This window comes from Providencia sp. PROV003 (assembly GCF_045040775.1).
Lineage (GTDB): Bacteria > Pseudomonadota > Gammaproteobacteria > Enterobacterales > Enterobacteriaceae > Providencia > Providencia huashanensis.
The window spans coordinates 4359322-4384969 of sequence record NZ_CP096369.1 but is presented as its reverse complement, the minus strand read 5'-3'; the positions used below and the strand labels follow the sequence as shown (position 1 = coordinate 4384969).

Sequence of the window (25648 nt, the reverse complement as noted above, 5' to 3'; positions counted from 1 at the left end):
AGGGAATAAAATAATGTTTAAAGAATGCTCTCCTTTATTGAATAGGTTGGTATGCTCGATATTATCAAATACCAAAATACGGGATAAGTCTTTATGTTAGCGCTAACGCTTTATAAGCAACGCCGTTGACTCATGTTATCGATATGAAAACCGAACTCCGTTAAGACCCAATGGTTTGATGTATTCCATTGAATCATTCCTTTTTTCTCCAGCGAGTTGAGTGTCCTTTTGTTGCAGAGTGAGCCATAATTGAGTTTCACATTACTCAAGGTTTTTAGTCGCCGTTCTGATAATTTCATCGCGTTCACCGTAAGATCCAATTATTTAACGTATATTGTGGCTATAGTTGTTCGCGTCCAGCAAAATGAGCATGCATTTGTTCTGTCAGTACCCACAACGCTTTATTGAGCTTAATATCCCCATCAATTCCATTCACTGAACGCGTGCGAGCGCGTTTACCTTTGGCATTCCTGCCGGATAATCCTCCCTTGATTAAATTTTCCTGTAATCGTTGGTACACTGTCCAAAGATCGTCTTTCTTATCCTCAAAACGGCGAGGTTGTAAGACTTGAGCTTCAGTTATTGGTTGATGTTCCTCACCAAAGCGATAGGTTAAAGCCGCATGCGCCAAGGCCTGCTGTGCTGGTGGCGGTAATAGTAAGGACTGCATTTGCTCACGTTTTTCAGCGATAGCATCAAACGTATCTAACACTTCGTAAGCCCCTTCAATCACTTTATCGACGATATTACCTTTATGGGGAACTCTGACCTCCCCAAAGGTATTGCCACAAACCAGCCCATTTTGACAAACATAGCGAAAAAAGCCCGGTAACATTTGATAACTGCTTGAACCATCATGGCTATTAAGTAAGATGATTTCAGGCACTTGGCTACCCGTAATTTGGTCATGACGTCGGAGCCGTAACATATGTTTAGTATGATCACGACGGCTGTCATCTCGCACACGAGTTTGGCATGCAAAGAACGGATAAAAACCTTCTTTCTGTAAACTATCGAGTAAGGTAATCGTAGGAATATACGTGTACTTTTCGCTACGAGATTCATGCTTTTCTTCTGAAAACACACTGGGTACTGTGCTAAATAACTCTTCAATGGTTAACGGGCGGTCACGGCGAATGCTATTCGCCGCACCAAAGCGAGAAGCTAAACGAGACATAGGGGTTCTCCTCAGTGATAACACTGATAAATTAAAATAAGATAAAGGAAATAAGTGAGGTGATAAGCTGGTGGACGCTGTATTAAAGCGTTATCAATAACTTAGTCAATTAGGTGAAAGATTTGTGCTTGCTCGGGATGTTGCATCGCATAGTCACGAAGTTGGTAAAAATACTCTACCAGCACAGAACTCTCGGTTTTAAACGACCAGATGCTATACACCATTAGACAGACTGCGATACCGGCTGCTTCAGGGCTTAACTCTGCTTCATTTCCGTTATGCGGGTTAAACATTTGCAGGGAGGGTTCGAGCATATCAGGCCAGATAAATGCGCCGCCATTAGACAGCATACTGAACTCCCAGAAGGCTCCATGATAGACCTCACACATCTTATCCATCAGATTAAAGATATCGCCTTCTAAACGCTGCCAATCAGGTACTGTGCTGAAATAGAAACGCCAGAAGGTACTACGACCACGGGAATTGACGAGATTGGTTTTGATAACAGTTGATTCTTGCTCTTGTAAGGTAAACATAATAGAACTCCAATTCAGTCGATATTGATAGACAGTAATAAGCAAAAAAGCCCTACACCTTGCGGTGCAGAGCTTTCTAGAAATGATAGGTATATTGAGTATCATTTTTAGTGACTCATTCTGATGATTGATTCACTAAAATAATATAGATATAAAAATAAATGTAAGTTAATTAATGGGTTGGTCTGATGATGCTTTTATAATGAATCAGATAATACGAAGGCGTAAATAAGGACGTGGTTAATCGATTAGATGGAATATGGCGGAACGTTCTGGGTGTTGCGCCGCATAATCATGCAATTGATAAAAGCGATCGACGAGGATGTCACTTTCCGTTTGAAATGACCATAAACTGTACATCATCAAACACACGGCAATGCCTGCGGCTTCACAACTGACGTTGGCTTCGTTACCGTTATGTGGGTTGAACAGCATCAGTGTCTCTTGAGGTAAATCGGGATAAATAAAAGCGCCACCATTGGATAAGGTGCAATATTCCCAATACCCGCCGTGGTAGTCCTCACAAAACTGTCCCATAGTGGTAAATATGACCACTTCAAAGGTGGTCCAGCCTTTCACGCTCCCGAAGTGGTTGCTCCAAAAATCCAGGCGTTGCTCATCGGGAACGAGTGTCATTGTAATTGCACATTCAGTTGAATTATTCATCAGTTGATACTCCAAGAAAAAGAAATAAAAAAGCGCCAGTCCTTAACGGGACTGGCGCTGAGAGTGATAATTAATGGTTTAATGTAAGAGGTTAAAAGAACATTCTCCACAGGGATTTAGCGACGGAGACGATACTGTTTTTAACGGTGCTAACCGTACTTCTTATCAATGGCGGTAAGGGAATGATATTGATTAAGGTATCCACAATATCACTGACACATTGACCAAAATCGTTACGTGCGGTGTTCTCCACCGATTGCGTCCGGTAAGAGGTGTTCAGTTGCCTAGCTACTCCGCTACTGGCTTGCGCCGGTAACGCCTGTATGAGTTGCTCTGCTAATTCAGTGAGTTGATAGTTTTCGACCGCAGAAACTGTTATCACAGGATGATGCGGCTTAAAGGCGGTTATGACGGCTTGTTGCTTTAATTTTAAGTTATAGGTCTGCTCTGAGGATGGTTGATGCTTGTATTCATCCCACTGGCGACAAGGCTCTATTTTATCGGCTTGGTTCAAGACAAATAGAAATTGATTAGGTTGGTAACCGCATTGCTCAGTGAGAAAGCGATAACACTGTTCATCCGAAGACCATGCTCGGTCATCGGCCTTGAGCACCCAAATGATTAAATCGAATTCTGGTAATAATTTGCGATAGAGCTGGTGGTACTCTTTATCCCGCTCAAGGCTTTCCCCCACGCCGGGTAAATCTACAAAAGTGAGAGTATGGTTGTTCATCGTCATGCTGAAGCGTTGGGCTTGGCGTGTGCAGCCTGAAACATCACTCACAGGTGATAATGACGATTGGAATAGTGCGTTGATAAGACTGGATTTTCCTGCTCCCGTTTTACCCATTATTCCAATGGTGGGGGAGTAGTTGATTAGGGCGTTAAGTTGGTTGAAAAATGAAGTTTGAAATGGGTGAGGAAAAGCGGAGAGGGTGGTTTTAAATTGTGGATGTTGATTCATATTACGCCTTGAATTAAAAGAAAATAATGGTCATTCAAGGCAATAATATATATCTGAAAGTATTTTGATTATGGTATATACCAGTAGATTTATCATTGCATTGTCAAACCAAGATGGGTGGCGTAATGGCATAATATCATCAGGTATGCTTATTTTATCTATTACATTAAAATCACGAGACATTTTGATGATGGCTCTTTGGGCTTGGGTGGTGTTGTTCCAAAGCTGATCCAGAGTTCGAATTAATGGCGATAAAATAAAAAAGAAATCTGTTTTCCGAAAATGAGGATTGTCTTTTTGTAAAAATAAATCAACAAAGGTCACTAGAATATACGGAACGAAAGCCAGTGTAAGTCCTTTATAACGCCAAATGTTCATCTTATCGGCTAGATTTAGAGCATCTTTAAACTCTTGCCATTTACCGACGTCTGAGAGTGCTTGAAAAGTAAGATAGACTTCATAGAGATTGTGACGTACCTGCACTCGAAGATAAAGAGCCTGTTCGTCATCATATTCACTTGATGCTAATTGCTCATATCTAACTCTATTTTTTGTGATGGTCAGGCAATTGATATTTCGGCCATGCCAAAAATGTGTGGCAGTATTGGGTGTGTGAGCTGCGCGTATTTCCATTTTAGTTCCACAAACAGCACACAAGTCCTTGTTCAATTCGATGTTCTTAAAACCAATCAATGTGCTCCAGATTTAATGTGTTTGGATCCAATGCAAAAAAAGCCATATGTCACTCTCAGTTCAGTTAATGATGACAAAATTGAATTGTGTCTAAAGTTTATTGTAGATTTCAACGGCAAATTCATGGACTACTTGCGATGAATTTGAGGGCGTTCCTAATAGAGTCGGTGCATCATCGACATAAAAATGAATCGCTTTTTTTATTTCTTGTAAAGTCGGAGGCGGAGATATTTTTCTTAGGTTCCTGATAGCTTGTCTAAGCTCTTTGGCATCCATGGGTGGAAACTAAATCATGTAGGACGGTTAGCCCTGCACTCAATGGCATGACGAATTGCATCATTCATAACAACCACCTCTTATCAGTTTATGACAGTATTATTTGTTGTAACAATAAGTTATCGTGTTCTTGGTGGGCTATTAGTTGGTTTTCGGGATTATCGCTGACGACTGACAAGATAGTGCAATGCCGAGCCCTTCCTCCCTTACCGAAAAAGTCATCGGCATCATAAAACTGATTTAAGAGACAATGAATATCTTGTTGAACATAGCTTTCAATACATTGGCTTTTGTTTTTATCTGCGATCCCGCTATGCCACACTGAATTTAATTGGTGACCCGGTAATTGAAATTCACATTGTGTTTTCAATGCGTCCGGGAAAGACTCTTTATCTATAGATATTGGACGCAGGGTAATCCCCCCGTTTTTAACCGAGGTTATAAGTAGAATCAGGTCATTCGTTGTAGATGTTGCATTGGGGTATAGCCATTCAACGCCATGTTCGGCCGTTCGTGATTATAAAACCATTGCCACCGTGTAGCATAGTCTTGTAATTCATCCAGTGATGAAAATAAGTATTGCCCTAACCACTCATAGCGGACTGTTCGATTATAACGCTCAATGTAAGCATTTTGCTGCGGATTACCTAGCTGGATAAAGTTTATTTTGATATCTTGCAGATTAGCCCATGATATCAATATATTACTGGTGTATTCTGGCCCATTATCACAGCGTATGGAAACCGGTTTTCCTTTCCACTCAATAAGTTGCTCTAGTACTCTTACAACCCGACTCGCCGGCAGGGAAAAATCCACTTCAATAGCTAATGCTTCACGATTAAAATCATCGATGATATTCAATGAACGGACTGAGCGCCCATCCGACAGTTGATCATGCATAAAGTCCATTGACCAACATTCATTGCTCGTTTCGGGTACCGTCATAGGCTCAGGCTTATCCCGTTTTAGGCGTTTCTTCGGCTTTATTCGCATGTTCAGTGAGAACGCACAATAAATTCGGTAAACCCTTTTGTGGTTAAATCTTAAGTTTTTTACGTTTCGAAGGTATAAAAAGCACAAGCCAAATCCCCAGTTGCGCTGGCTATCAGTGATGCGTATCAGCCAGTCAGCTATTGCTTCATTTTCTTTACTCAGTTTAGCTTGATAACGATAGCAACTTTCGCTCACTACAAATAACTGGCAGGCAAAACGTACGCTGATATTCCGTGTTTTGACAGCTTCTTGCGCCATCCGCTTTCGATGCGATGGCTTCACCACTTTTTTGCCATAGCTTCCTGAATGATCTCAGCTTTCAACCTTTCTTCTGCATACATTTTTTTGAGGCGGCGATTTTCCTCTTCCAGCTCTTTCAAGCGGGTCATCATGGAAGCATCCATCCTACCAAAGCGTGAGCGCCACTTATAAAAACTGGCGTTGCTCATACCATATTCGCGGCACAGTTCAGAAACAGGCGTTCCCGCCTCAGCTTGCTTAAGGATGATGATAATTTGGCTATCGGTAAAACGTGCTTTTTTCATAGAGATCTCCTCAGTTCAGATTACGAGAAAATTCTACTTATTAATACACCGATTTTTCGGGGGGATTACCTTGAGATATCTCTTCATTTTTTGAATCTAGATGTGAGCACAATCGTTTAGTTGCATCTTTATTACTTTTTTCACACTAGGTATGTCAATTTATAACGAAATTTAAACTTCCGCTCTTCGCTCAAAGTGGAAGGCTAAGTTTGGCGGACTATGAAATCAGCTAGGTTAGTGGCGTTTTAGAACCACTAACCCTAGTTATCATTAGGACAAACTATAGCCTATGCTCTGGGAGTCAGAACGATAAATTTTTGTGTGCTTTTGGCTAAGTAACCCAAATATTGCAATTAATATTGCATAATTGCTTGAGATTAATATATTTGCGGGTCAAAAATAACAGTAACTGTTCCACGGTAAGTGTCGGGTCTTGTCATCAGCATGGTATCGACATCTTGTTGCGTCACCAAAAAATCAATACTTCCCTTGCGATTACTCCCAATATCCCTTGTTAAAAACGTATTATTTAAAACATCTTTATTAATTGCCATAGGGGCGCGCAAAACCGTGCTATTGGTTTGTTGATTAATAATATTATCTGGCATGCTCAAATACGCTTTCACTGTGACCAGTTGACCATTGTTGTCACTTTTAATGGCACAATGTTCACCTTGGATATATTCGCATTGCAGATAAGCGGTAAACGCGCCCGTCGAAGATAACCAAAAATCACTACGAGCAGTAAGCTGAGGGGTGATTTTCGTTATCATCCAACGTTCCCAGTTTTGTTTTCCTTGTTCTTCCGTGCAAACTTTACCTGCACTACAAGGCTGTAATGATAAAGCGCGACTTTCTGGTGTTGTCGTGACGATTAAATCATGATTAACAGAAAGAATGAGATTGACATCGATAACGCTGTCACTGGCTTTATAGTTATCGCCAAAATCAAAGTCGCCACCAGGTCCTACGGTAAATGATATTTTCCCTACATAGATTCCTGAACCTACCGTTAATAAACTCTCTTTAGCTATTAATGAATAACCGATGCTCATGTCATAAAATTCGGATGGTTCAGTTCTGTCTATCTCGCTAATTTTATAGCATGGATTAGAGTTCTCTAACAATATCCACATAAAATGAAACCAAGTAGAGGTATAAAATGACATGCCAGAAGCTTTACATCCTCCTCCTCTAGGAGTCTCCCCCAGAGAACCTCCAAGCCAACTCGTAGACTGATAATTAGCGCTAGATCTAGCAGCGAAGTTAGTCATCTTAAATATAACGTCAAATGCTTCCCCAGTATTCTGATTCCTTACTGTGAGTGTTCTCGGGGTTTTCGGAAAGTTAAAATAAGGTCCATCTCGAGGTTCGTTATTCATGACGAAGGGGGATGAGATTTTTGTCGTTAACGGGAAATCAACACTGAAAGTTGAGGGACAATATTGAGGGTAATTTTTACAATACCCACTCTGCGGTGTTGTATTGGTAAAAACGCCGTCACTGTTACTGTTATTTATCGCCGGTGTGAATTTTGCGGTTAGATTAATCGTTGCACTGTGGGCAACTGCGCTGAGTACCAGCATGACGATGCCAAGAATGTAATGAGAATAACGCATTATAAACCTTCGATTGATGAACAATGAATGACAGGAAAAAACTGTACAGCTTTTTCCGGTGACAGGGCGTCCGGTAACTGGCACGATAGGGCGGGTAATTGACCATCGGCTAAGACCGTGAGTGTTTGGTTATTGATGCCCGTATCTAATGTTAAAACGCCTTCAGCATTAATCACGCCACTGCTGATATCACTAGTCACCTGACGATGTTTTAACATTTGACCTCGCTTGTCTTGCAGCATCCCCACGAGCACCGTTGTTTTAACGGCTTTTAATTTTAAATATTTCACACTGCCTCGGTTCATTTGCACTGATTCATGCTCAGGAAAAACTTTGCCATTATGTGTTCCCATGCTGTAAAACTGGATGGACTCATTTTTCCAGACATCTGCCGGGATAACATTGCGACCGTGGAATAATTTTGTTTCGCTGACACTGTCGGCGGCGACAATTTGCATATCCGGAGAATCCGATTCCAAGTCCACAATAAATGCCGAATCCATGCCTAAACCGCGTTCGCCACTACTCGCCGCAAGCTTTCCATCCCCCAAAAGCAGTGTCTGACTTAAATTGACGCCCGCCGTGGTGCTCTTGTTTTGCACGTAATGCTGGACATAAGCATCCCCACTGAGCGCGCGACTTTCCAAAGCGCCATTACCATTAATGAGTGTGTTTCCGCCACTTTGCGATATGCCCGCGCCTAGCCAACGAAGTGCGCCGTCATCCAGAGGTTGCCATTGATAATTTAAACTCGAATAACTGTTACTGTCGTTCACGCCAGCATCCACCGACAATGTATGTTTCGCGCTGGGCATTAATGACATGCTTACCCCGAATGTCACACCTTGCTCCCGATTTTTTTGGTTAAAGCCGGGGCGGTCATATGCACTGACCCGAAAATTAACATCTCGATGGGCTAAAACCGCTTTTGTTGCCAATGCGGCATCAATCCCAATCCCTTCTCTTGATGGGTTTTTCATGTATTGGCCATTCAATGTCAGTGAACTTGCCCAAGGTAATTGGGTAAAGACTGACATGCCCCACGCATTGCCGACTTGAGAAGAGGAGTCTGTCGAGCGATAACTGTCATGGGAAGTTCGGCGCCAAAAGACATTCAAGGAGTTGTCCGGTGAAAGTGTTCGATAATAACGTAAATCTAGACTTGAATTTTTTCGTGAATCGTCATCAGTCAGGGTATATTGCGCAAAAAGGCTATCATCGGAAGACAACGTGAGCATTGACCGTGCACTGAGTTGATACTTAGCTGCAGTCATTAACAGGCTGCTCCCCAAGGTGACTCGAGGGGTCAATAAGTAATCGACGGCGCCGCCACCGATGAACGCGTTATCATTCTCGGTGCTGTTCTTACGGCTAATCACTAAATCTCTTTTTTGCCCGCCCCAGAAATTTAAGCGCCATTTTTGATTGGGATTTCGCCATCCTAACGGCTTGTATACTTGAGCCGTTTGAGTATCGACAATTTTGCCATTCTCAAGAATATTAATGGTGATGTCATAAACGCCGCTGGGTAAACGTCGTGTATCTAGCGCTTGCATTCCAGGTTGAAGTTGTTGTGAATAGATGAGTCGATTATCGAACCAGACTTCTGCTGTCGCTTGATTCGCTGCGGTGACATAGATAGGGGACGCACTGACACTTTCGTTATTTATCAATAATGCATTTGATGTTCCCCACATCGCTCCAGCGACAGAGCCCGTACTAAATCCATTGGTTTCTACATTTCCCTTATCACTGTCCGGAGAAAAAACACCGAAGCGGACAAAGTGACCTTCTAATTCTTTTTGGGTATATAATGCATAAATATTGGTTTCTTGTGTCTGGTTGGCTTGACTCGAACCGTAGGTTTGTAGTGATATTTTTTGAGTCCATCCTAAAAGGGACGACACGATGGATGAGGTAAAATTCCATGTCTTCGCTGAAGGTACTGAAACGGCAGACAAATTATTGTGCATAATGATCCCATTGGGCAGAGCGCTGGGCAACTGTAGGTAGTCACTTTTCACTTGTTCCGTTTCATAGTGTGATGTAAATAATTTCAATGCAGAATTATCCAGTCGATATTCCGCTGAGACCAGTCCCGCGGGGCAAGATGACTCACAGGTGCCCAGTGAGATACCGTTTCGTAAAATATCGGCCCATTCACTTTTGACTTGCGGTTTAATCCCTGCGTCTTCATCTAAAATGCGTAGGAGATAAATTTGCCCATTTTCATGAAGCGTAAAGACGGCATCGAAAAGGGGAGCGTCATTGAGGTAAACTTGAGAAACAATTTCTGAATTATAAAAATACTGCTTAAATTCATTAGGGATTTTCATTGTATTACTTGTTAATGATAAATTTGCCCCCAAAGCAATTCCTGGTGTTAAAATTAATGCAAATAATACTTTTACTTTCATATATACTTCGCTAATTCACAGAATACAGACACAACAAAAGCACTTTGCTGCTTAATAAATGCTGCAGTGCAATCATCAGAATGAACGTAGTCAATCAAGGTAATAAGAAGGAAGGCTCTAAAGAGCCTTCTCAATTGAATAACTTATTAGTTTTCAGGCTTAGAAGGAACGTCAACTGCCGGTTCAAAAACCATCGCCACTTGACCGGTAAAAGACCCAGTCACAGTCAGAGGCTTATCGTTTTGTTGTGTGATACGCAGGTTAGTACGACCGCCTGTTTTTGCATCAGCGGCATTAACTACCGTGGCGGCGTTATTACTGAGTGCAACGCCATTGAATGTCACGGTTAATGGGATAGTGTCGGTTCCATTCGATAAAATTGCCTTGCCCTCTGAGTCGGTATTCGTTAAGGTTGCTTGAATACCCCCGGATGTGTTTTTATATTGAAATTGCTTGGAAAAAGCTTGCAGCTTACTGGTTCCTAAATCGTATACCATTTCTTGCGTTTGATTCACCCAACCACTCTCAACAGGAATAACTTGAAACGCTTCTGTTGGAATGGTGGCCGTTAAGTCAATAGCGTAGCGTTGTTCGTCCGCAGCGTGAGCCCCAATTGAACCTAAAGCAGCACAAGATATGAATACAACAGATAATGATTTTTTAAACACGTAGATACCTCATTTATGATGATTGACAAAAAAGAAAATAAATAAACTTCATTTATTTCCCATAACTGAAAATTAAGTTTAAATTAATGATGTAAAATAATACCTAATATTAATAATCAAGCGCTTTAGATGTGTCGCCTTCCATTAATGTGAGGTTAATTTTATTATTTTGTTTTTTTTGCAGAATAAATGTTCTTCCGGGTAAGATAATTTCTCGTGATTTATTCTCGCAGTGTGATTTTGCATTTTCACAATAACGGATATTGTCTAAGACAATAGTGGCATTGCCTTTATTCGCGATGGAAATCTGTTTACTCGTATCATTAATGACCGTATTAAATAAGGGGTTTTTGGGTTGCATCACAACCACACTGCCATACCCCGTCAATACATTCACCCCCGCCTCCAAGGCGTTTTTCTTGTATTGATGTATTTCATCCTTATTCATTCCAAAGCCATCATTCTCTTCAGGAAGAACAGGGGTAAAACGCACTCGAAAATAGCGCTCTTTTTCTCTATCCCCCGGCCAAAGTATGCGTACTGATTGAAAACCCGATGGTGGAATAATTAATCGTAATGGTGAGACAATCAGTCGTTCTTGTGTTAGTGAACCGGCTTTAATTTCTTTTTGCGCGGATTCACGTTGATTCATTTTGGGATTTGCATCAATTTCCAATATTTCAACACGGACAAATGCCGTTGAGGTTCCGGTGTTATACACTCGCTTAGTAAGACTTTGGGTATCGGGCGTAAAAACATCATACATACTGCCAATACCAATAGACGGTGAGGCATATACTGATGTTGTTATGCTCATAAATGATAATGCGGAATAAAATAAAATAAATTGAAGGCGCTTAAGCATACATAATCCAATCGTCATGCAATCAAATAAAAGATAAAATCTTAATAAAAAAAACAGAAATAGTCAGTCTCGGACATCTTAAAATTTAAGATAATCCCATTAAACTTCATTAATTTAAAATACGGGTTAATTTGCCAGGATCAAATCAATATGACTTTCATGCTGATATATAGTTAAGTTTTCATATGTACTGTCTTCATAAAGCACTTCAGCAATTAAATCAGAAATACTCTTATCGATAGCATTCAATAAATGCAAAATAAGCTCGAATGAAAATACCGTTTGACCTCGTTCTAATCGAGAAATGTGTTGCTGGGAAACACCTAATTTTTGACCTAGGTTTTTTCCAGACATTCCGAGCAATATTCTGTGTTTTCGAATAAACGAACCGATGCGAATATTAATGTTCAATGTATTGTATTTCATTAACACGTTTTACCTGTTTCATTGAAATGAAATATAGCTAATATCAAAATTATCGGAGGAAAGACTAAATGAAATTAATCAGCAGGGGAAATAGTTTAAGACGATCGATTCAATAAAAGTCAATAGGGAGCGCCAATTAATTAAGTTGAAATTGATCGTCACAGTCAATATTGGACTGTTTAAAAAAGAATTGGACGTTGATTTAAAAGAAATTTCACAATAAAGTATAAAGTAACGCTAAGGATAATAACGTTGGTGATTAGTGGGGGTTTGACATATTAATATATACAATGAAACAAAATCTAACAATGCACTCACAAATGGTGTTTGGGTCATTAAGGCTTTAGCGTTTCTTATTGTGTGAATTACATTTAATAAACACGAAGGCTATGTTTAATTTGATAGTGCTAACTAATATTAAAATATAAGTGGTTATTAAAATGTTAAGTATATTTTACTCTATATTTCCAGACACTTTTTATCACTTATTTCATTATGGGTTCGACGCTGCAGGTACTCTCGCGGGGAACGATAACCCAGTGCACTGTGGGGATGCCATTCATTATAATGCTCGAAGGCTGTCGCAAGATTCTTCACTGCCGTTAATCCGTTCGGTTTTGACATGAGGCTTATGTAGTCACGCTTCATGATTTTTACAAAGCTTTCTGCAATACCGTTACTTTGGGGACTACGTACCGCGGTATGTCTAGGGGATAACTTGTTTAGCGAACCGCTGATCCACAGCGCCTAACATGACATCTTGCACAGTTTCGCTATCAAAACCTCCCGTTCTAGTTACTCAATGAAGGGCTTCTCGATCACAACAGTCTAAAGTGAACGTGACTCGCAGTTTTTTGCCGTTGTCACAGCTGAACTAAAAACCATCTGAACACCAACATTGGTTGCTTTCATTCACCGTCACTTCTCCTGTATGAGTCAGTTTCGAGAGCGGGATTGCAGGTTTACATTCCAGTAATAATGCTGACTGCTTCATGATACGGCAAACACGTTTGGCATTAATAATAGCGATATTTTCATTCTCAGATTGCCGACGTAATATCGCCAAGGTGCAGAGATAGCCATGCGTAGGTAGATTATCAATCACGTTGTGTATACGAACAAGTGCATTGCTATCATCTTGAGGGCGTCGTCCTCGTTTATCTTTCCAATCATTTTTCCGTTTTGCTAGAACGTATAACTGCGCTCGTGATATACATAAGGTTTGGCTAACTAAGCTTATTTTCCATCCTTGGGTAATAAGGGCGAGAGTGCTATCCACTTTTTCTCGACCATACTCGACAGCTTCTTTAAGAGTTTAATTTTCCATTGTTTTTTACCGAAAAACCGCTGTAGCTCTTTAATTTGCTTGATTGCTGAGGCTAGCTCTGAGGCAGGAATAATTTGTTCACCTGCTGTCACTGAAGTCAGGCTTTACGCCAAAGGAAAAGCCGGCTTGCGGCGACACCATGTTGTAGAGCAACCATGGAAACACTCATACCTGACTCAAAGCTTTATTGAACAATGGCCGTTTTTTCTTTTGGGGGAACGTCGTTTTCTGCGTTCAAGATCGAATACTTCGATCATGTTATCTCCAAGAACTAGTCTAAAAAACTCGTATTAAGATTATCACTAATTTAAGTGATACCAACAGTCTGGAGCTCTAAGATGGCAGTCTATTACGCAGTATTGCCAGTGTGAATATTACCTAATTGCATAGGTGGCCCTAAGGCCACCATATGTATTATTAATACTGACTATAGCCTATCGTACGGTAATTCGAACTGTAGTGTTTAGAGTATTCTTTGGCTAAGTAATTTAGCCGTTCCATCACCAAGTTATAGTCATCGCTAAAGGATAAGGCTTCTCGATTTAAACAGTACCGACAGTTCTCAGGGTAGTGAACTAATGGACCTGTATCAATAATAGGGTCTAATTCGAGCTGTAACGCACTGTACCACGCTGTGGTAATCATCGTCCGTAAACTAGGTATATTTAAGTCATAGTCTCCTAGATGATAGTAGGCGTCTTTATTGAAGATTAATGCACAGTGGTAGTGAGGGAGGTATCCATCTACGAGTTCTTTTACCCAGATGTAACGTAAACGGTTAGGGTAAACGCGTATCCCTTGACCTATTTTACGGTGTTGATCGTGTTTAAGCTTCGCATTTAAGGAGTTCATAAAGCGGGTGATAGGAGAGCCTTCAGTGTTAGGGAAGCAGTTTGGTATATCCCCATATTCATCCATCGTAGGGAAATGGAGATCTACTCGTATCACAGTAATACGAGGGTAGGCTTGTAAGGCACAATCTAAAGTTTCAGCAATAGCGCCTTGGTAACCCGGGTTGTATTCTTTTTTAGACATAATGATCCCTTAGGGTAATTTAAAATTACCCTTTCGTATGAATGTTATGAGTTATAAGGGACAGATAATGTGGTTATCTGATCCCTTATGGTTTATTGAGTATTGTGTTATTCCTGTTTAACAGGCATAGATTTATTAATCTATAGATTAATAATGACGTATTTATTTAGATATTGACCTCTGGCTAAGCTGATGTTATTGATATTAGGTTACAGTCAGTATTGGATTATATTGATATCTACGGTGTAAGTTATATTAGTTAGTTATTCAGGTTATGTTATTGGTAATATATATTACCTTTCCAACATCAATAATATCGATAATACCCCACCAATACTGAATTGGTTGATAAATAATCACTCTGTAGTTAGTGCTATTCGAATAGTCTTTTTTTCCAATATCGTTTCACGGTAGAAAGGCTAATATTAAAATGATTAGCGACTTCTCGTTGTTTATATCCTTTGCACCTCATTTCATAAATAGCTTGTTTATAAACACTTCCTTCGGGGCGTCCTAATATTTTTCCTTGTTGTAATGCAATCGCATGTCGTTTATCGAGTTTCATTTTTTCATAATTATCCTCAATGTTTTTTAATTGATTGAGTATTTCGGCTAAAGGGACATTTAGCGAAAATACATTTTGGCCTAAGTCGTTGAGGAAGAGTAATTTCATCTCCAGAGATTGGCAGCGTTGTATAACATAAGCGATTTGTTGTGTGTTATTCCCCAAATCATGGAGTGTTCTTGTAATTAAGGTATCATCAGGTGTAAATACCCTATCAATATAATACATCAATTGACTTGGTAGCTCATTGACATCCGTTATTGATTGATGTTCTAAAATAATATGTTCTCTTTTTATTGGATGGATGCCAGCGATATCGTTTAGGCATTGCTCAACCTCTTGTAGACTAAAATTGCTATTTTGAACGATTCTAAAATATGCATAATGGCTCATTTTGTCACCTTAAGGGTCATAAAACGAATTAATGAACGGTTAGATTGGATTTATGATAATCGTATCTGGACTGCTCTCTATTTTTCTATTTACTTGCGTTTTATCTATCACACCAATTAAAACACACTGATTGTTTGAGTGATAAATAGGAATAAAAGCGACATAACTTTCTTTTAATATTATTTGGTTTTTTTTGAATGCTGCCTCTATTCCATGGAAAACAATATCCTTTATCGGTATGTGAATAATTGCGTTAAAATCGAATAGGTAATTTTTGTATTCAGTGTTTCTAATTAATATTGTATTTGAAAATCCACCTGCTTTATGTAATTTATAGTGAACGTGCCTGTCTGTATAAATAAAAATGGCCTTTTTAATATATGGTGAATCTATATAGCTATTCAATGTTTCTTGAATGGTTTTCTTTTCCTTTAAACCTATTTTGGGGCTTTTATAAGCATGAGGGTAAGCATGTTTATCAATAATGATCCCTTTTTCTATTATGTGGGTTTGCCAAATATCCAATAAGTATTCAGGTAGTGAAAATACGGGGGTGTCTCCCCATAATTTTTGTGAGTTTTTTTTAGGATTAAATAGCTGGTTTTCCAATTCATTAACTATCTGTGTATGTTGATTTATTTCATTCAACAGCGGGCAAGCACTCGCTAATATGTTCGCTATTACAGCGGAGCGTGTTAAATTATTTTTATGACAGTATTCATTAATAGCTTTTAGGCTTGATTCATTTTTTATGGTAATAGAAATCCGTTGGGACATGATAATTATCCTTTTCTCTGGGTTATATATATAAATGAAGACAGTCATGGTTGAATCATCAAAATTCAATAAATTAACTGTTTAGTTTTTTATTTTTTTGTGTAATCACAGAAAATAACATGAAGATTTTTAATCTGTTCTCCTTATTTGCTATAGTGAATTAAATTAAACTGATTGTCTGTTAAGTAGCCAATCATTTACTTCTGATTCAACCCAGCCAACGGATTGGCGTCCCAAGCGCTTTTGCTTTGGAAAGGTTGGGTCATAGCGTGGCGATTTGGGATTCATCCAGTCGTACAATGTTGAACGTGCTATACCAATACGTTGTAGTACAGCGGGTAAACGCAATATTTTAATATGAGATGTATTCATTGTTGTTAAGTCTCTATAGGTGTGTATGGGATAAGAAATAGCATAATGAAATGTGCTGAGCATAAACATGTAAGGGCCAAACTCTTTTTTTTTACAAGCCTACTTTTTGTAGGGGTATTTGGTTAAATGAATGAATTAAAAGATATTTATGATGTTTTGATTGATACGTATAATCAAAAAAGGAAAGATGCGCTGAAGGTTGCTGTTGAATGTAAGTGGTTATCTTCATCAGTAAAAAAAGAAATTGCAGATATCCTTTCTGAGGATAGTGAAAAGGTTCAAAAAATTTTTAAGGATTTTAAAGAGTATTTTTTTGGCACGGCAAAAGGCGTTGCTAAGGATGTGGTTGAGCTGATAAGACTGAAAGGAACCGTTATGCTGATTACGGCTGGTGGGGGTGGATTAAATGATTATGTTAAGACATTATTTTTATGGGCTGCGATTAATAAATCCTGGGCGGAATTTTGCTGGTCTTTTGATAAAAAGGTATCTGTTGAAGCTTTTTTGGTTTCGATTAGCTATTTAACTCAACTGTATTCAGTTGAACATTATCGAGAGCTTTTGAAGATAGAACGAGAATGCCGTTTGAAGAGGATATCTTCATCAAAAAAAGGCGGTAATGTCGTTGCTGAATTAGCGGCGCTTTTTCGAAATGAAGCGATAAGGTTACTTCATCGCGCCAAATCAGATGGTAAGGAATGGAAAAGTAAGAAAAAAGCCGTGGAAGCAATAGAAAATGAGTTGTGGCAATTTATTGAGACTAAAAGAAAAGAAGGGCATAAAACGTTACTAAAACAAGAATCTTTGAATGATGCAGTTTTACGTTGGGCAAAATGTCATGATGATCTTCGGTTTGCATTGGAAAATGTTGTAAAAAACAAAAAAACAAGGCGTGATTAGTATTTGATGAAAGAAAGCTAGCTAAATAGATTAGCTAGCTTTCTCGATTTATTTTGATGGCGGTAAAAGATAATCTGCCCAAGCTTGCATCATGGGTCTTCGTTGCTCTAATAAATCAGTGCGGTGGTACGCCGCTTCCACTTTATTTTTAACGGTATGTGCAAGTGCCCGTTCAGCTAAATCCCGCGAATAGCCATGTTCTGAACACCAATCTCGAAAGGTAGAACGAAAACCATGTGCTGTTGCAACGCGACCATTGGTGTCACTGGGGGCTTTGGTTCGCCTAAGAAATGAGGTGACAACCATATCGGAGAGCACAATTTGTTTTCTAGGTGATGGAAAAACTAGTGTGTCATGTACGCCTTTTAGATTGTTCAATAGCGCTAAAGTTTGCTCAGATAATGGCACTCGGTGTTGCAACCCTGATTTCATACGTTCTGCGGGTATTGTCCATACCGCTCGTTTAAAATCAATTTCCTGCCATTGCATCGCTCTAGCCTCGCCAGAACGACAGGCTGTTAACATGATAAATAGCAGTATTGCTCGGGTAACATTGTAACGTTCGGGTTGGTATATATGTGTGCGAATATATAAAGGTAGCATTTTCCAAGGCATCGCAGGTTGATGCTCGGTACGTACATGAGCGCTGATTTGTTGCGGTAATAAATGGTTAACGACATCAGTAGGGTTGGCTGCGCAATAGCCATGAGCCCATCCCCACTGCATAACTGCGTGGATACGTTGTTTTATGCGGGATGCTGTTTCTGAGCGAGTTAGCCAGATAGGGCGTAATGCATCTGCAATATTGGCTGGAGTTATGATATCCAACTTTAATAAACCTATGGTAGGAAATACATATTGTTCCAGTGTAGTGATCCATTGTTTACCGTGTTTTTTATTTTTCCAACCAGGTAGTAACTCTGCATGGAGTTTACGGGCAGCCACCTCAAAAGTAGGGATTGAAGGTTCATCGGAGATTGATTTTTTGAGCTCAAGAGGATCAATGCCTTTAATAATTTGTTCTCGCATTGTTGATGCGATATTTGTAACTTCGGAAATAGATATTTCGGGAAAACTACCTAATCCAGCATTTCTTCGTTTTTGTGTTACAGGACTCATATAACGAAGAACCCACTTACCTCTACCCTTTGTTGATGATGGATGAAGAGTAAGACCGGTAATACCACCATGAGACAATGGTTTATCCCCTGGTTGAATATGTTTTGCTTTAGAATGAGTTAATACCGCCATGATGAATCGATCCTCAAAGTTGAGTATGCCATTTGGTATGCCATTTATGTTAAGTTTTGAATGGAGTTAATTATATGTGTTTGGAAGCGATGTTTGAATAAGCAATTGAAAGTAAAGTATAATTTGGATTTGTTCGTACTGGGTTGGAATTGTTTTAGGCAGACGTCCGTTCCGCCAAATATTAAAGCCCTGAGTTTTTAACTCGGGGCTTTTTTTTGTCTCATCATCTCATCTTGTCAAAATAGTTTTATTTCATTATCAGTTGCTTAACCATCTGTATATTAGACTAAAAAAGTTTAATTTTAGACCTTTGTTCAATCGGATGGAGAGCTGTCACTATCAACTGCGCTGTATCATTGAAAGGCTAAATGACTAAGTAGATAACAATCAGTTTATTAATAAGAGCTGTTTTTTAGCAAATGGTTACCTATTTTGTGGTAGGTTAATCAATTTTTTACTGAAACTATTTTATTTGGTTATTAATTTAATGGGCTAAACTAGGTCGATTTTTACGCTGTATTTGACGAATTGAGGGTGTGTACTTTTTATATCATTGATGAATTGTTTCGGTTACGATTGTTATTCTAGTTATTATTTTATTTTTTTAATTCTTCAAAAGAGCAAAATTAATTGAATACATTTTTGATTTACATCAATAAATATATCGTACTCGATCTTAACGCTAAATAATGATCTCTTCGTAGAGATAAATCCTTAATACTCATATTATGTGTTATTGTAATAATTTATTTATACATTACATGCCAAATTGTAACAAAATGAAAAATAGTATTAATTTAAATGTCCATTAAATATATTATGTTTTAATTAAAATAATTTTTGCAACTTATTTTACTAATATAAAAAACAATATTTTCACATCAAAAAATAATTTACTTATCACATAGTTACTTATCATTTTTCTACTCTGACTACGTGTTTTATCTGGTGATAAAACTGAAATGTGGTTCATAAAAAACACCTAAATAGAGTTAATCTATTGATTTTCTAACATTGATAGGTTTAAACATTTTTACACGTTTTTTAATCAATTTATATTATTAAGCATAAATTAATAGTCAGAGAATTATTATCAAATAATTTATCCTATTAAATATAAATATATTAATGATTATCATTTATTGAATGATTTTACTTGAATTTTGTCATCGGGAAAATTTTGGAAATGCTTATGGAAGTAAATAACTTAAGTTATTATGCGGGGGTTTTTTTACGAAAGTCCAGAAAAGAAAAAAATCTAACGGGAAAGCAACTAGCAAAGTTAATGCATGTCAGCCAGCAACAAATTTCACGCTATGAAACTGGAAAAACATCTTTGACCATAGATCAACTAAGTCAACTTTTGAATATACTCGATAAAAATTGGGTTGAACTAATAATGTTTGTTCAAAATGAACATGACTTTGATATAAAAATGGCTAAGGAAGAATCTAATAAAAAAAATTACTTGTTAAGTAATTACTTAATGGATAATTTTTTAAATAAAAAATAATAATAAAAATATTTTTTAATTACATTTTTAGTGGTCAAGATTATATTTTATAAAAAACACAACTAAAAGTGTTTTTTATACTATGTAATTTTTATTTGGTATGTATTTAATTTTAATTAGAGAGAATAACAATGTTTAATAAAAGAATATCGTCTGTACTATTATCTGGGATTATTGCTGCTTCTTTTGCTACTGTTGCGAATGCGGATACGCGCACTGCACAAGCGACCGCAACATGGCAAGCAACCGCAATTAAAGATACAACAAGTATGTTAGTTGTTACTCCGTTAAAAAGCCTGACATTTAATTATGCCGAAGGCCAACAAAGTTTTAATCAGCAAAATGGGGCATTTGATGTTGCTATTCAAGGGCAGTCAGGTGCTACAGATTTTAAATTAACCTCAAAAGTGATTGCTAATACATTATCAAGAACTACTGATAACTCCACATTAAAAGTGGGTGTTAAATGGAATGGAACTGACTTAGATACGGCAACGGAGACAACTTTAATTGATGTTGCTGGTGGTTTAACGTCTGGTTTAGATAATTTAGCTGCTGATGGTGTTTATAATGGTTCTGACCGCGCAACAGACCGTGGCGAATTTACGTTCGTTATTGCAAGTGCAGAATCTGCAGGTGCGGCAGCTGAATTTAAAGATCTTGCTGATGGCGTTTGGGATGGTGATGTAAAAGTTCAATTTACTGCAAATTGGGAAGGAACTTTTGTTACACCATAAGTTATTTCACTAATTAAATAACAAATCCTTTATTACGATAAAGATAATATAAGGAAATAGTATCTTTATCGTCTTTTATTTGAGTTTTATTATGAAAAAAACAATTCTTGCGCTCATTTTATTATCAATTATTCCACTGAAAAATAGTTTGGCTGTTAATGTTGGGAATATAACAGAAATTATTTCTTCTGAAGAAAACACCTTGTCAAAGGAAATTGAAAATACGGTCGATGCAGCAAGGTTGGTAAATTTAAGCATTGAAAAAATAGATTCTCCTTTAGAGAATGGAAAAGTTATTCCCGTTAATGACCCTAATGAGATATTGTCAACACCAGCGAATATTATTCTTCCGGGCAAAGCAAGAGACATATTTAAAATTATTTATAATGGTCCTAAAGATGATCAAGAACGTTACTACCGATTAAATTGGAAAGATGACCCAATAAGTGAAAGCGGAATAACGAAAAGTTCAAAATCAGCCTCTGCAACAACATCAGCGACGATAAGCACGATACTTGTTGTCGCTCCTAGGGTGGAAAACTTTCGATATCAATATGAAAAATACCAAGTTGCTAATTTAGGAAATACTTCTTTCCGTGTTGTTGCATCAGGCCCTTGCTTAACAGAAAAAATAACTTTTGGAATTGAAGGTATATGTCGAGAGCGTTATTACTTGATGCCAAACTTGGCAGTGAAACTTCAATTAGTCAATGTAAATAATAAAAAAACAAGTATTGGTATTTGGCACAAAGGGAATTTCATTGTTGTCAAATAGCAGGGTTAGGGCTTAATTATGCATAAAAGTATTATTACGTTATCAATAATAAGCTTTATTTTTTCAAATGCTATTTATGCTAGGGACATAAAGCGTATTAAAGTTGGAGGGTATATTATTCCTCCTGCTTTTGTTATTGCGTTGGAAGAAGGTATGTCTGTCCCAGTATTTTTACGTCTAAATAGCGATATAGAGAAGAATCAAAGTGAAGATAAGATAGCAGATGCTATTATAGTTGTAGAACAAGGAAAGATTAAGCTTGCGAACATTCATTTAGTTGATGCTAGTCAAGGACCAAAATTAAACCAATTATTAATTGAAAAATTAGAAAGTAAGAAAGAGTCATTCTTCAATGAGTCAAATAATATTGAAGTTGATAAAAATGCATGGTTACAACTTGATGTATCCTCATTTAACTTATCTTTAGATGTGGATAGTGATGCATTTGCTCCTCAGGAAAAAATACGCCAATTTTCTCTTGGAGATTCGTCTGTTGATGCTTTTTCTACCGTTGTTAATTATGACTTAGGTGTTTTTCAGAGTCAGGTAAAAAAAGGTAAAAATTCATCTAGTAGTTATTTTAATTTAGATACCCTATTTGCGATCGCAGAGCATCATATCAATATTAATGCTTCGGCGTACAGTATTGGAAAGTCAAACTCTAATACTGAGCTCTATCGAGCAATGTATGAGCGTGATTTTAATGGGTTACGCTTCGCTCTTGGGTTAATGAGTACATGGAACTTACAGTCTATCGCTAGTTTAACAACGTTAAATAGCAGCAAAATTTATGCAGTTTCAGTTGGTAATAATGCTTCGAGTGTCGTGGTCAATTCTAAATATTCGTTAACCCCTATTTACGTCTTTTTGAATAGCCCTGGTGAAGTACGTATATATCGCGATGGAAAATTATTAAACATTCAAAATTTCCCAATGGGAAGCTTTGAAGTAGACACCAGTATTCTACCATTTGGTATCTATGACGTTACTATTGAAACGGTTGTGGATGGCAAGATTGTGACAACTCAACATCAAACTATTAATAAATCTTTTGGGGGAAGAGGTGTCAATTTTGACAAACTCAACTGGGAGATTTACGGGGGATATGTTGATTTTGATAAGAAGCGTTATGTGAGAGGGAAGTACACTCAACGTGAGCCGCTCAAGCAAAGTTATTTATTCGGGGTTTCTGCAGCAAAAAGTTTCCCTGTCTTATCTGGGGTTAACATTCAGATGTCTAATTACGGCTATGATGATTTTTTGATTAATGAAAGTAGCATTAACCTTTCTTTAAATCAGTATATCTCATTGTCTTGGCAGGGGATGTTTGAGAATCATGGTAGTCATCGAAATATTGCTACCCTATCGTCAAGTATTCCTGATGGTTACGGTTCTATTTGGGCATCAAAAGAAAAAGCGGTAGTAAAAGGCGAATTACCTATCTATGACTCAAATAGTTACTCTTACGGTGCAACATTAAATATTGATAAAGTCTTTGAGCGAGCAGGGTCATTTACCATTAGTCGTACAACAGATAAACGTATTGGCGGTGATTCTATCAACTATGAGTATGCAAATACGCTATTTTCAGGCCGCTATGGTACGGTTGGTTTAAGAACAGGCGTACAGCGTTACCACTATGATGACCAAAAAAGTATGAATGAAAAATTTATTAGCCTTGATTTTTCATTACCTTTATCAACATGGTTAAGCACTGGGCTTTCATCAAGTAATGGCAACATGAAAGCAAATATTTATGCTAATAAAAATTTTGAAAATTCGGCAATTACGAATATAGGCGGCTCAGTTTCTAAGTTGGTTAGAGATAAAAATAATGGGGAGTCTGATTTCTCAACCATGGGTTATGCCTCTTATGAAACTAAATATAACTCGGGCATGGTGACTATTAACCGACCTGACAGCGATAGAATAAATGGTAATTTTACCTCAAGAGGTGCTGTTGCATATAGCAATGGAACAGTTATGCCGAGCGGTCAACAAGGGAAGTCGGGTGTTATTATCCATTCGGATATACATGGCGCGGGGAGTATGACAGCTCGTGTTAATGGGCAAAGTTATCCAATTAGTGGTACGAACACATTTATCCCATTATCACCTTATTCTGATTATGACATTCAATTAATGAATGACGCTAAGTCTAAAGATAGTTTTGATATTGTCTCTGGACGAAATAAATCAGTCACTTTATACCCTGGAAATATCGCTTTTTATAAACCAGAGGTCAGGCAATTAGTCACGGTATTTGGTCGCCTTAAATCCCCTGATGGTGAGTTTATAAAATATGCATCAATCCGCAATCATATTGGCCGAACAAAAACGGATCATAATGGCGAATTTTCGATGGATGTCGATATTCGTTACCCCGTTATTTCTCTTTTACAAGAAGATGAGCAAACAATTTGTGAAGCTGATTTGAATTTAGAGGGAGCCAGAGGGGCGTTATGGTTAGGTGATGTAACCTGTGATCCACAGAAAACCGTCGCATTAAGACAATGAGAATTTTATGATAAATAAAATAATGTATACATTACTTCCGGTGTTAGCATTGCTTAGTGGCTTTTATAGTTCCTCTGTCATAGCGATAGCCCTTAGTAATTCCTATGTTTTTATTGAAAATGGGATAGATGATGAATACTTCGTTACTCCCAGATCATTAGACCCACGATTTACAGGGGCGAATAAGTTTTCCCGTTATTCAGCAAAATCACAGGAGAGCTTAGGTTATATGGGGTATACCAATACTGCCATTAGAGCAAACCAAAATGTAGATATTTGGTTTGAAAACTCCCCCATCGACAGCCCGTTTATTGGTAACCGCTGTATGCGTAATTACTGTCATCGTGATAGCGGTTATTGGCCAGCTCAATATATTGGAAAAAACGGTGCATATAAGATAGTGCAATCTGACACCTTAGGTGAAGGCATTTATGCTCGAGGTATATTTAGTGAGTCGACTTACCAATATTTTCAGAAACTCCCTGTTGGTGCGGTTGAGACATATAGTTATCGTGCCTGTATGACAAATATTGATTATGACCCTTCTAAGGGTGAGACTTGCCAAGGAGTCGGTGGAAATATTATTGCTTCTCATGAATTTACGATGACGAAGGCAGGGCATATAAAGTTGAGCTCAACAGGTGCGATGCAAGAGGTTTATATTGATAGCAATGGTAATCCAAGTTTGGGGCCAGGGGCTCAATTTTGCCGGATTGGCATTGTTGCTAATGTGAATGGCTTGATATGCCAAGTTGTTAAGCATGAGACATCAGGGGATATTTTTGCAAATATCTTATTGAGTTTAAAAGTTAACTCAACGTTAATTCCATTTACGCCTGCGAGCGCATCAATAAAAATAGGTCCTGATGACGGGTCAAATATTTGGTGGAATTATAATTCTACTTACGCAGCAAACACTTATTTCAAAACTTCGAATGATTCCGTATCTATCTTTTTTTCTAATACGTTTTTTAAGCAGTTAATTACGAACAACGTCGATTTTACTAATAGCCAGGATTTCTTTACTTTTTCATTTACTAACCCAGCTGCAGCGCCACAATCGGGATATTATGAATTTACCCCCTCAAATCAGTTAGTGATTAAGCCTCGTGACTATAGTATCAGTATTGTTCCTTCTGATTTTATTCCAAATCCGTCAAAAACAGGTAAAGTTGGAGCCAATGAACCTGCAATTGAGTTTAATTATATTGTAACAACAAGTGGTCCAAGGCAGGCCGACTCAATTACCGCTAGAGTAGAGGGGCCTACGGTTAATGTGAGTGGGCAAGCTTACTGCTTATTTAGTTCGGATGATGATAAGTTCCATGTCCCTTTTCCAGCTTACCTTTCGTTTAAGAACGCATCGGGAGTTGAGGAGTCTTATCGTTCAAGTTGCGATGGCACGGAAGTCTCTATGGATAATGCATTATGGACGGAAACTCCATGGGATATTCCCAATCAAGATTTAGGCTCTTTTTATCGTACCAACTTAGATTTACGGTTCCCAATGAATGATTCAAACTCTTTGTTTACGTTAGATGGTATTGATTGGCTAGGAACGGTATCGGCAAGTGGAACTGTGGCTGTAAAAGCGACTTGGACGGGACCAGATGTACATTTGTAATATTAAGTCGATGCTCC

Annotated in this window: 23 protein-coding genes and 1 pseudogene; 6 read left to right on the top strand and 18 right to left on the bottom strand. The window is 38.1% G+C overall.

What is annotated here, in order from left to right; all coding sequences use genetic code 11:
• Positions 1-340: 340 nt before the first annotated feature.
• The 17 genes and pseudogenes from M1F14_RS20090 to M1F14_RS20010 all read right to left on the bottom strand — a co-directional run bounded on the left by M1F14_RS20090 (position 341) and on the right by M1F14_RS20010 (position 16314).
• Positions 341-1177: a DUF932 domain-containing protein gene (locus M1F14_RS20090; protein WP_181469092.1), complete on the bottom strand. Its 837-nt coding sequence runs from the start codon at positions 1175-1177 to the stop codon at positions 341-343.
• Positions 1178-1278: 101 nt separating this feature from the next.
• Complete coding sequence (locus tag M1F14_RS20085; protein WP_006814844.1) at positions 1279-1713, bottom strand: antirestriction protein; 435 nt, start codon at positions 1711-1713, stop codon at positions 1279-1281.
• 240 nt (positions 1714-1953) lie between these two features.
• The gene (locus M1F14_RS20080; RefSeq protein ID WP_181469093.1) at positions 1954-2379 is read right to left on the bottom strand and encodes an antirestriction protein; all 426 of its coding nucleotides are present in this window, start codon (positions 2377-2379) and stop codon (positions 1954-1956) included.
• A gap of 91 nt (positions 2380-2470) precedes the next feature.
• Entirely contained in the window at positions 2471-3343 is an 873-nt protein-coding gene (locus M1F14_RS20075) for a GTPase family protein (RefSeq protein WP_181469094.1), read from the bottom strand.
• 30 nt (positions 3344-3373) lie between these two features.
• Positions 3374-3976 (bottom strand): hypothetical protein, encoded by a 603-nt coding sequence (locus M1F14_RS20070; RefSeq protein WP_232370516.1) that lies wholly within the window; start codon positions 3974-3976, stop codon positions 3374-3376.
• A 424-nt stretch (positions 3977-4400) separates the two neighbouring features.
• Positions 4401-4682 (bottom strand): hypothetical protein, encoded by a 282-nt coding sequence (locus M1F14_RS20065; RefSeq protein WP_181469095.1) that lies wholly within the window; start codon positions 4680-4682, stop codon positions 4401-4403.
• A gap of 80 nt (positions 4683-4762) precedes the next feature.
• Positions 4763-5850 (bottom strand): IS3 family transposase gene (locus M1F14_RS20060; protein WP_181469096.1). Its coding sequence is split into 2 segments (ribosomal slippage): positions 4763-5598 and positions 5598-5850, totalling 1089 coding nucleotides; the frame shifts between segments, so codons are not numbered across the junction.
• Positions 5851-6227: 377 nt separating this feature from the next.
• The gene (locus M1F14_RS20055; protein ID WP_181469097.1) at positions 6228-7469 is read right to left on the bottom strand and encodes a hypothetical protein; all 1242 of its coding nucleotides are present in this window, start codon (positions 7467-7469) and stop codon (positions 6228-6230) included.
• Complete coding sequence (locus tag M1F14_RS20050; protein ID WP_181469098.1) at positions 7469-9886, bottom strand: TcfC E-set like domain-containing protein; 2418 nt, start codon at positions 9884-9886, stop codon at positions 7469-7471. Before M1F14_RS20050 ends, M1F14_RS20055 begins: the two co-directional genes overlap by 1 nt.
• A gap of 146 nt (positions 9887-10032) precedes the next feature.
• Positions 10033-10554, bottom strand: a complete 522-nt coding sequence (locus M1F14_RS20045) for a CS1 type fimbrial major subunit (protein ID WP_181469099.1) — start codon at positions 10552-10554, stop codon at positions 10033-10035.
• Between the two features lie 109 nt (positions 10555-10663).
• The gene (locus M1F14_RS20040; RefSeq protein ID WP_181469100.1) at positions 10664-11419 is read right to left on the bottom strand and encodes a hypothetical protein; all 756 of its coding nucleotides are present in this window, start codon (positions 11417-11419) and stop codon (positions 10664-10666) included.
• 126 nt (positions 11420-11545) lie between these two features.
• Complete coding sequence (locus M1F14_RS20035; protein ID WP_181469101.1) at positions 11546-11845, bottom strand: helix-turn-helix domain-containing protein; 300 nt, start codon at positions 11843-11845, stop codon at positions 11546-11548.
• A gap of 459 nt (positions 11846-12304) precedes the next feature.
• Positions 12305-13429 (bottom strand): annotated as a pseudogene (locus tag M1F14_RS20030) (integrase core domain-containing protein).
• Positions 13430-13589: 160 nt separating this feature from the next.
• Positions 13590-14207 carry an inovirus Gp2 family protein gene (locus tag M1F14_RS20025; protein WP_181469102.1) on the bottom strand — a complete coding sequence of 206 codons (618 nt, stop codon included), beginning with the start codon at positions 14205-14207 and terminating at the stop codon, positions 13590-13592.
• 373 nt (positions 14208-14580) lie between these two features.
• Positions 14581-15165 (bottom strand): helix-turn-helix domain-containing protein, encoded by a 585-nt coding sequence (locus M1F14_RS20020; protein ID WP_232370518.1) that lies wholly within the window; start codon positions 15163-15165, stop codon positions 14581-14583.
• A gap of 39 nt (positions 15166-15204) precedes the next feature.
• Complete coding sequence (locus tag M1F14_RS20015) at positions 15205-15942, bottom strand: hypothetical protein (RefSeq protein WP_181469103.1); 738 nt, start codon at positions 15940-15942, stop codon at positions 15205-15207.
• A gap of 165 nt (positions 15943-16107) precedes the next feature.
• A complete protein-coding gene (locus M1F14_RS20010) occupies positions 16108-16314 on the bottom strand; it encodes an AlpA family transcriptional regulator (protein ID WP_181469104.1) in 207 nt (68 codons plus the stop codon).
• Positions 16315-16440: 126 nt separating this feature from the next.
• Between M1F14_RS20010 and M1F14_RS20005 the strand changes: the two genes are divergently transcribed.
• Positions 16441-17214, top strand: a complete 774-nt coding sequence (locus tag M1F14_RS20005) for a hypothetical protein (protein WP_181469105.1) — start codon at positions 16441-16443, stop codon at positions 17212-17214.
• Between the two features lie 48 nt (positions 17215-17262).
• Here M1F14_RS20005 and M1F14_RS20000 read toward each other — a convergent pair whose 3' ends face one another.
• Positions 17263-18465 (bottom strand): phage integrase central domain-containing protein, encoded by a 1203-nt coding sequence (locus M1F14_RS20000; RefSeq protein WP_076914472.1) that lies wholly within the window; start codon positions 18463-18465, stop codon positions 17263-17265.
• A gap of 1192 nt (positions 18466-19657) precedes the next feature.
• Here M1F14_RS20000 and M1F14_RS19995 point away from each other — a divergent pair.
• The 5 genes from M1F14_RS19995 (at position 19658) to M1F14_RS19975 (ending at position 25631) form a co-directional block, all read left to right on the top strand.
• Entirely contained in the window at positions 19658-19978 is a 321-nt protein-coding gene (locus M1F14_RS19995; protein ID WP_042846884.1) for a helix-turn-helix transcriptional regulator, read from the top strand.
• A 131-nt stretch (positions 19979-20109) separates the two neighbouring features.
• Positions 20110-20715 (top strand): common pilus major fimbrillin subunit EcpA, encoded by a 606-nt coding sequence (locus M1F14_RS19990; protein ID WP_042846883.1) that lies wholly within the window; start codon positions 20110-20112, stop codon positions 20713-20715.
• 91 nt (positions 20716-20806) lie between these two features.
• Positions 20807-21490 carry a hypothetical protein gene (locus tag M1F14_RS19985; protein WP_048608337.1) on the top strand — a complete coding sequence of 228 codons (684 nt, stop codon included), beginning with the start codon at positions 20807-20809 and terminating at the stop codon, positions 21488-21490.
• A gap of 18 nt (positions 21491-21508) precedes the next feature.
• Entirely contained in the window at positions 21509-24007 is a 2499-nt protein-coding gene (locus M1F14_RS19980) for a TcfC E-set like domain-containing protein (protein WP_181469106.1), read from the top strand.
• A gap of 7 nt (positions 24008-24014) precedes the next feature.
• Entirely contained in the window at positions 24015-25631 is a 1617-nt protein-coding gene (locus M1F14_RS19975; protein WP_232370519.1) for a fimbrial protein, read from the top strand.
• Positions 25632-25648: the final 17 nt, after the last annotated feature.

Coding starts and splice junctions, on each gene's coding strand:
- M1F14_RS20020 (WP_232370518.1), bottom strand. CDS start 15,165: ATGAGCCATTATGCATATTTTAGAATCGTTCAAAATAGCAATTTTAGT.
- M1F14_RS19990 (WP_042846883.1), top strand. CDS start 20,110: ATGTTTAATAAAAGAATATCGTCTGTACTATTATCTGGGATTATTGCT.
- M1F14_RS20080 (WP_181469093.1), bottom strand. CDS start 2,379: ATGAATAATTCAACTGAATGTGCAATTACAATGACACTCGTTCCCGAT.
- M1F14_RS20000 (WP_076914472.1), bottom strand. CDS start 18,465: ATGGCGGTATTAACTCATTCTAAAGCAAAACATATTCAACCAGGGGAT.
- M1F14_RS20085 (WP_006814844.1), bottom strand. CDS start 1,713: ATGTTTACCTTACAAGAGCAAGAATCAACTGTTATCAAAACCAATCTC.
- M1F14_RS20055 (WP_181469097.1), bottom strand. CDS start 7,469: ATGCGTTATTCTCATTACATTCTTGGCATCGTCATGCTGGTACTCAGC.
- M1F14_RS20075 (WP_181469094.1), bottom strand. CDS start 3,343: ATGAATCAACATCCACAATTTAAAACCACCCTCTCCGCTTTTCCTCAC.
- M1F14_RS20040 (WP_181469100.1), bottom strand. CDS start 11,419: ATGCTTAAGCGCCTTCAATTTATTTTATTTTATTCCGCATTATCATTT.
- M1F14_RS20010 (WP_181469104.1), bottom strand. CDS start 16,314: ATGAATACATCTCATATTAAAATATTGCGTTTACCCGCTGTACTACAA.
- M1F14_RS19980 (WP_181469106.1), top strand. CDS start 21,509: ATGCATAAAAGTATTATTACGTTATCAATAATAAGCTTTATTTTTTCA.
- M1F14_RS20090 (WP_181469092.1), bottom strand. CDS start 1,177: ATGTCTCGTTTAGCTTCTCGCTTTGGTGCGGCGAATAGCATTCGCCGT.
- M1F14_RS20005 (WP_181469105.1), top strand. CDS start 16,441: ATGAATGAATTAAAAGATATTTATGATGTTTTGATTGATACGTATAAT.
- M1F14_RS20035 (WP_181469101.1), bottom strand. CDS start 11,845: ATGAAATACAATACATTGAACATTAATATTCGCATCGGTTCGTTTATT.
- M1F14_RS20015 (WP_181469103.1), bottom strand. CDS start 15,942: ATGTCCCAACGGATTTCTATTACCATAAAAAATGAATCAAGCCTAAAA.
- M1F14_RS19975 (WP_232370519.1), top strand. CDS start 24,015: ATGATAAATAAAATAATGTATACATTACTTCCGGTGTTAGCATTGCTT.
- M1F14_RS20025 (WP_181469102.1), bottom strand. CDS start 14,207: ATGTCTAAAAAAGAATACAACCCGGGTTACCAAGGCGCTATTGCTGAA.
- M1F14_RS19985 (WP_048608337.1), top strand. CDS start 20,807: ATGAAAAAAACAATTCTTGCGCTCATTTTATTATCAATTATTCCACTG.
- M1F14_RS19995 (WP_042846884.1), top strand. CDS start 19,658: ATGGAAGTAAATAACTTAAGTTATTATGCGGGGGTTTTTTTACGAAAG.
- M1F14_RS20050 (WP_181469098.1), bottom strand. CDS start 9,886: ATGAAAGTAAAAGTATTATTTGCATTAATTTTAACACCAGGAATTGCT.
- M1F14_RS20070 (WP_232370516.1), bottom strand. CDS start 3,976: ATGGAAATACGCGCAGCTCACACACCCAATACTGCCACACATTTTTGG.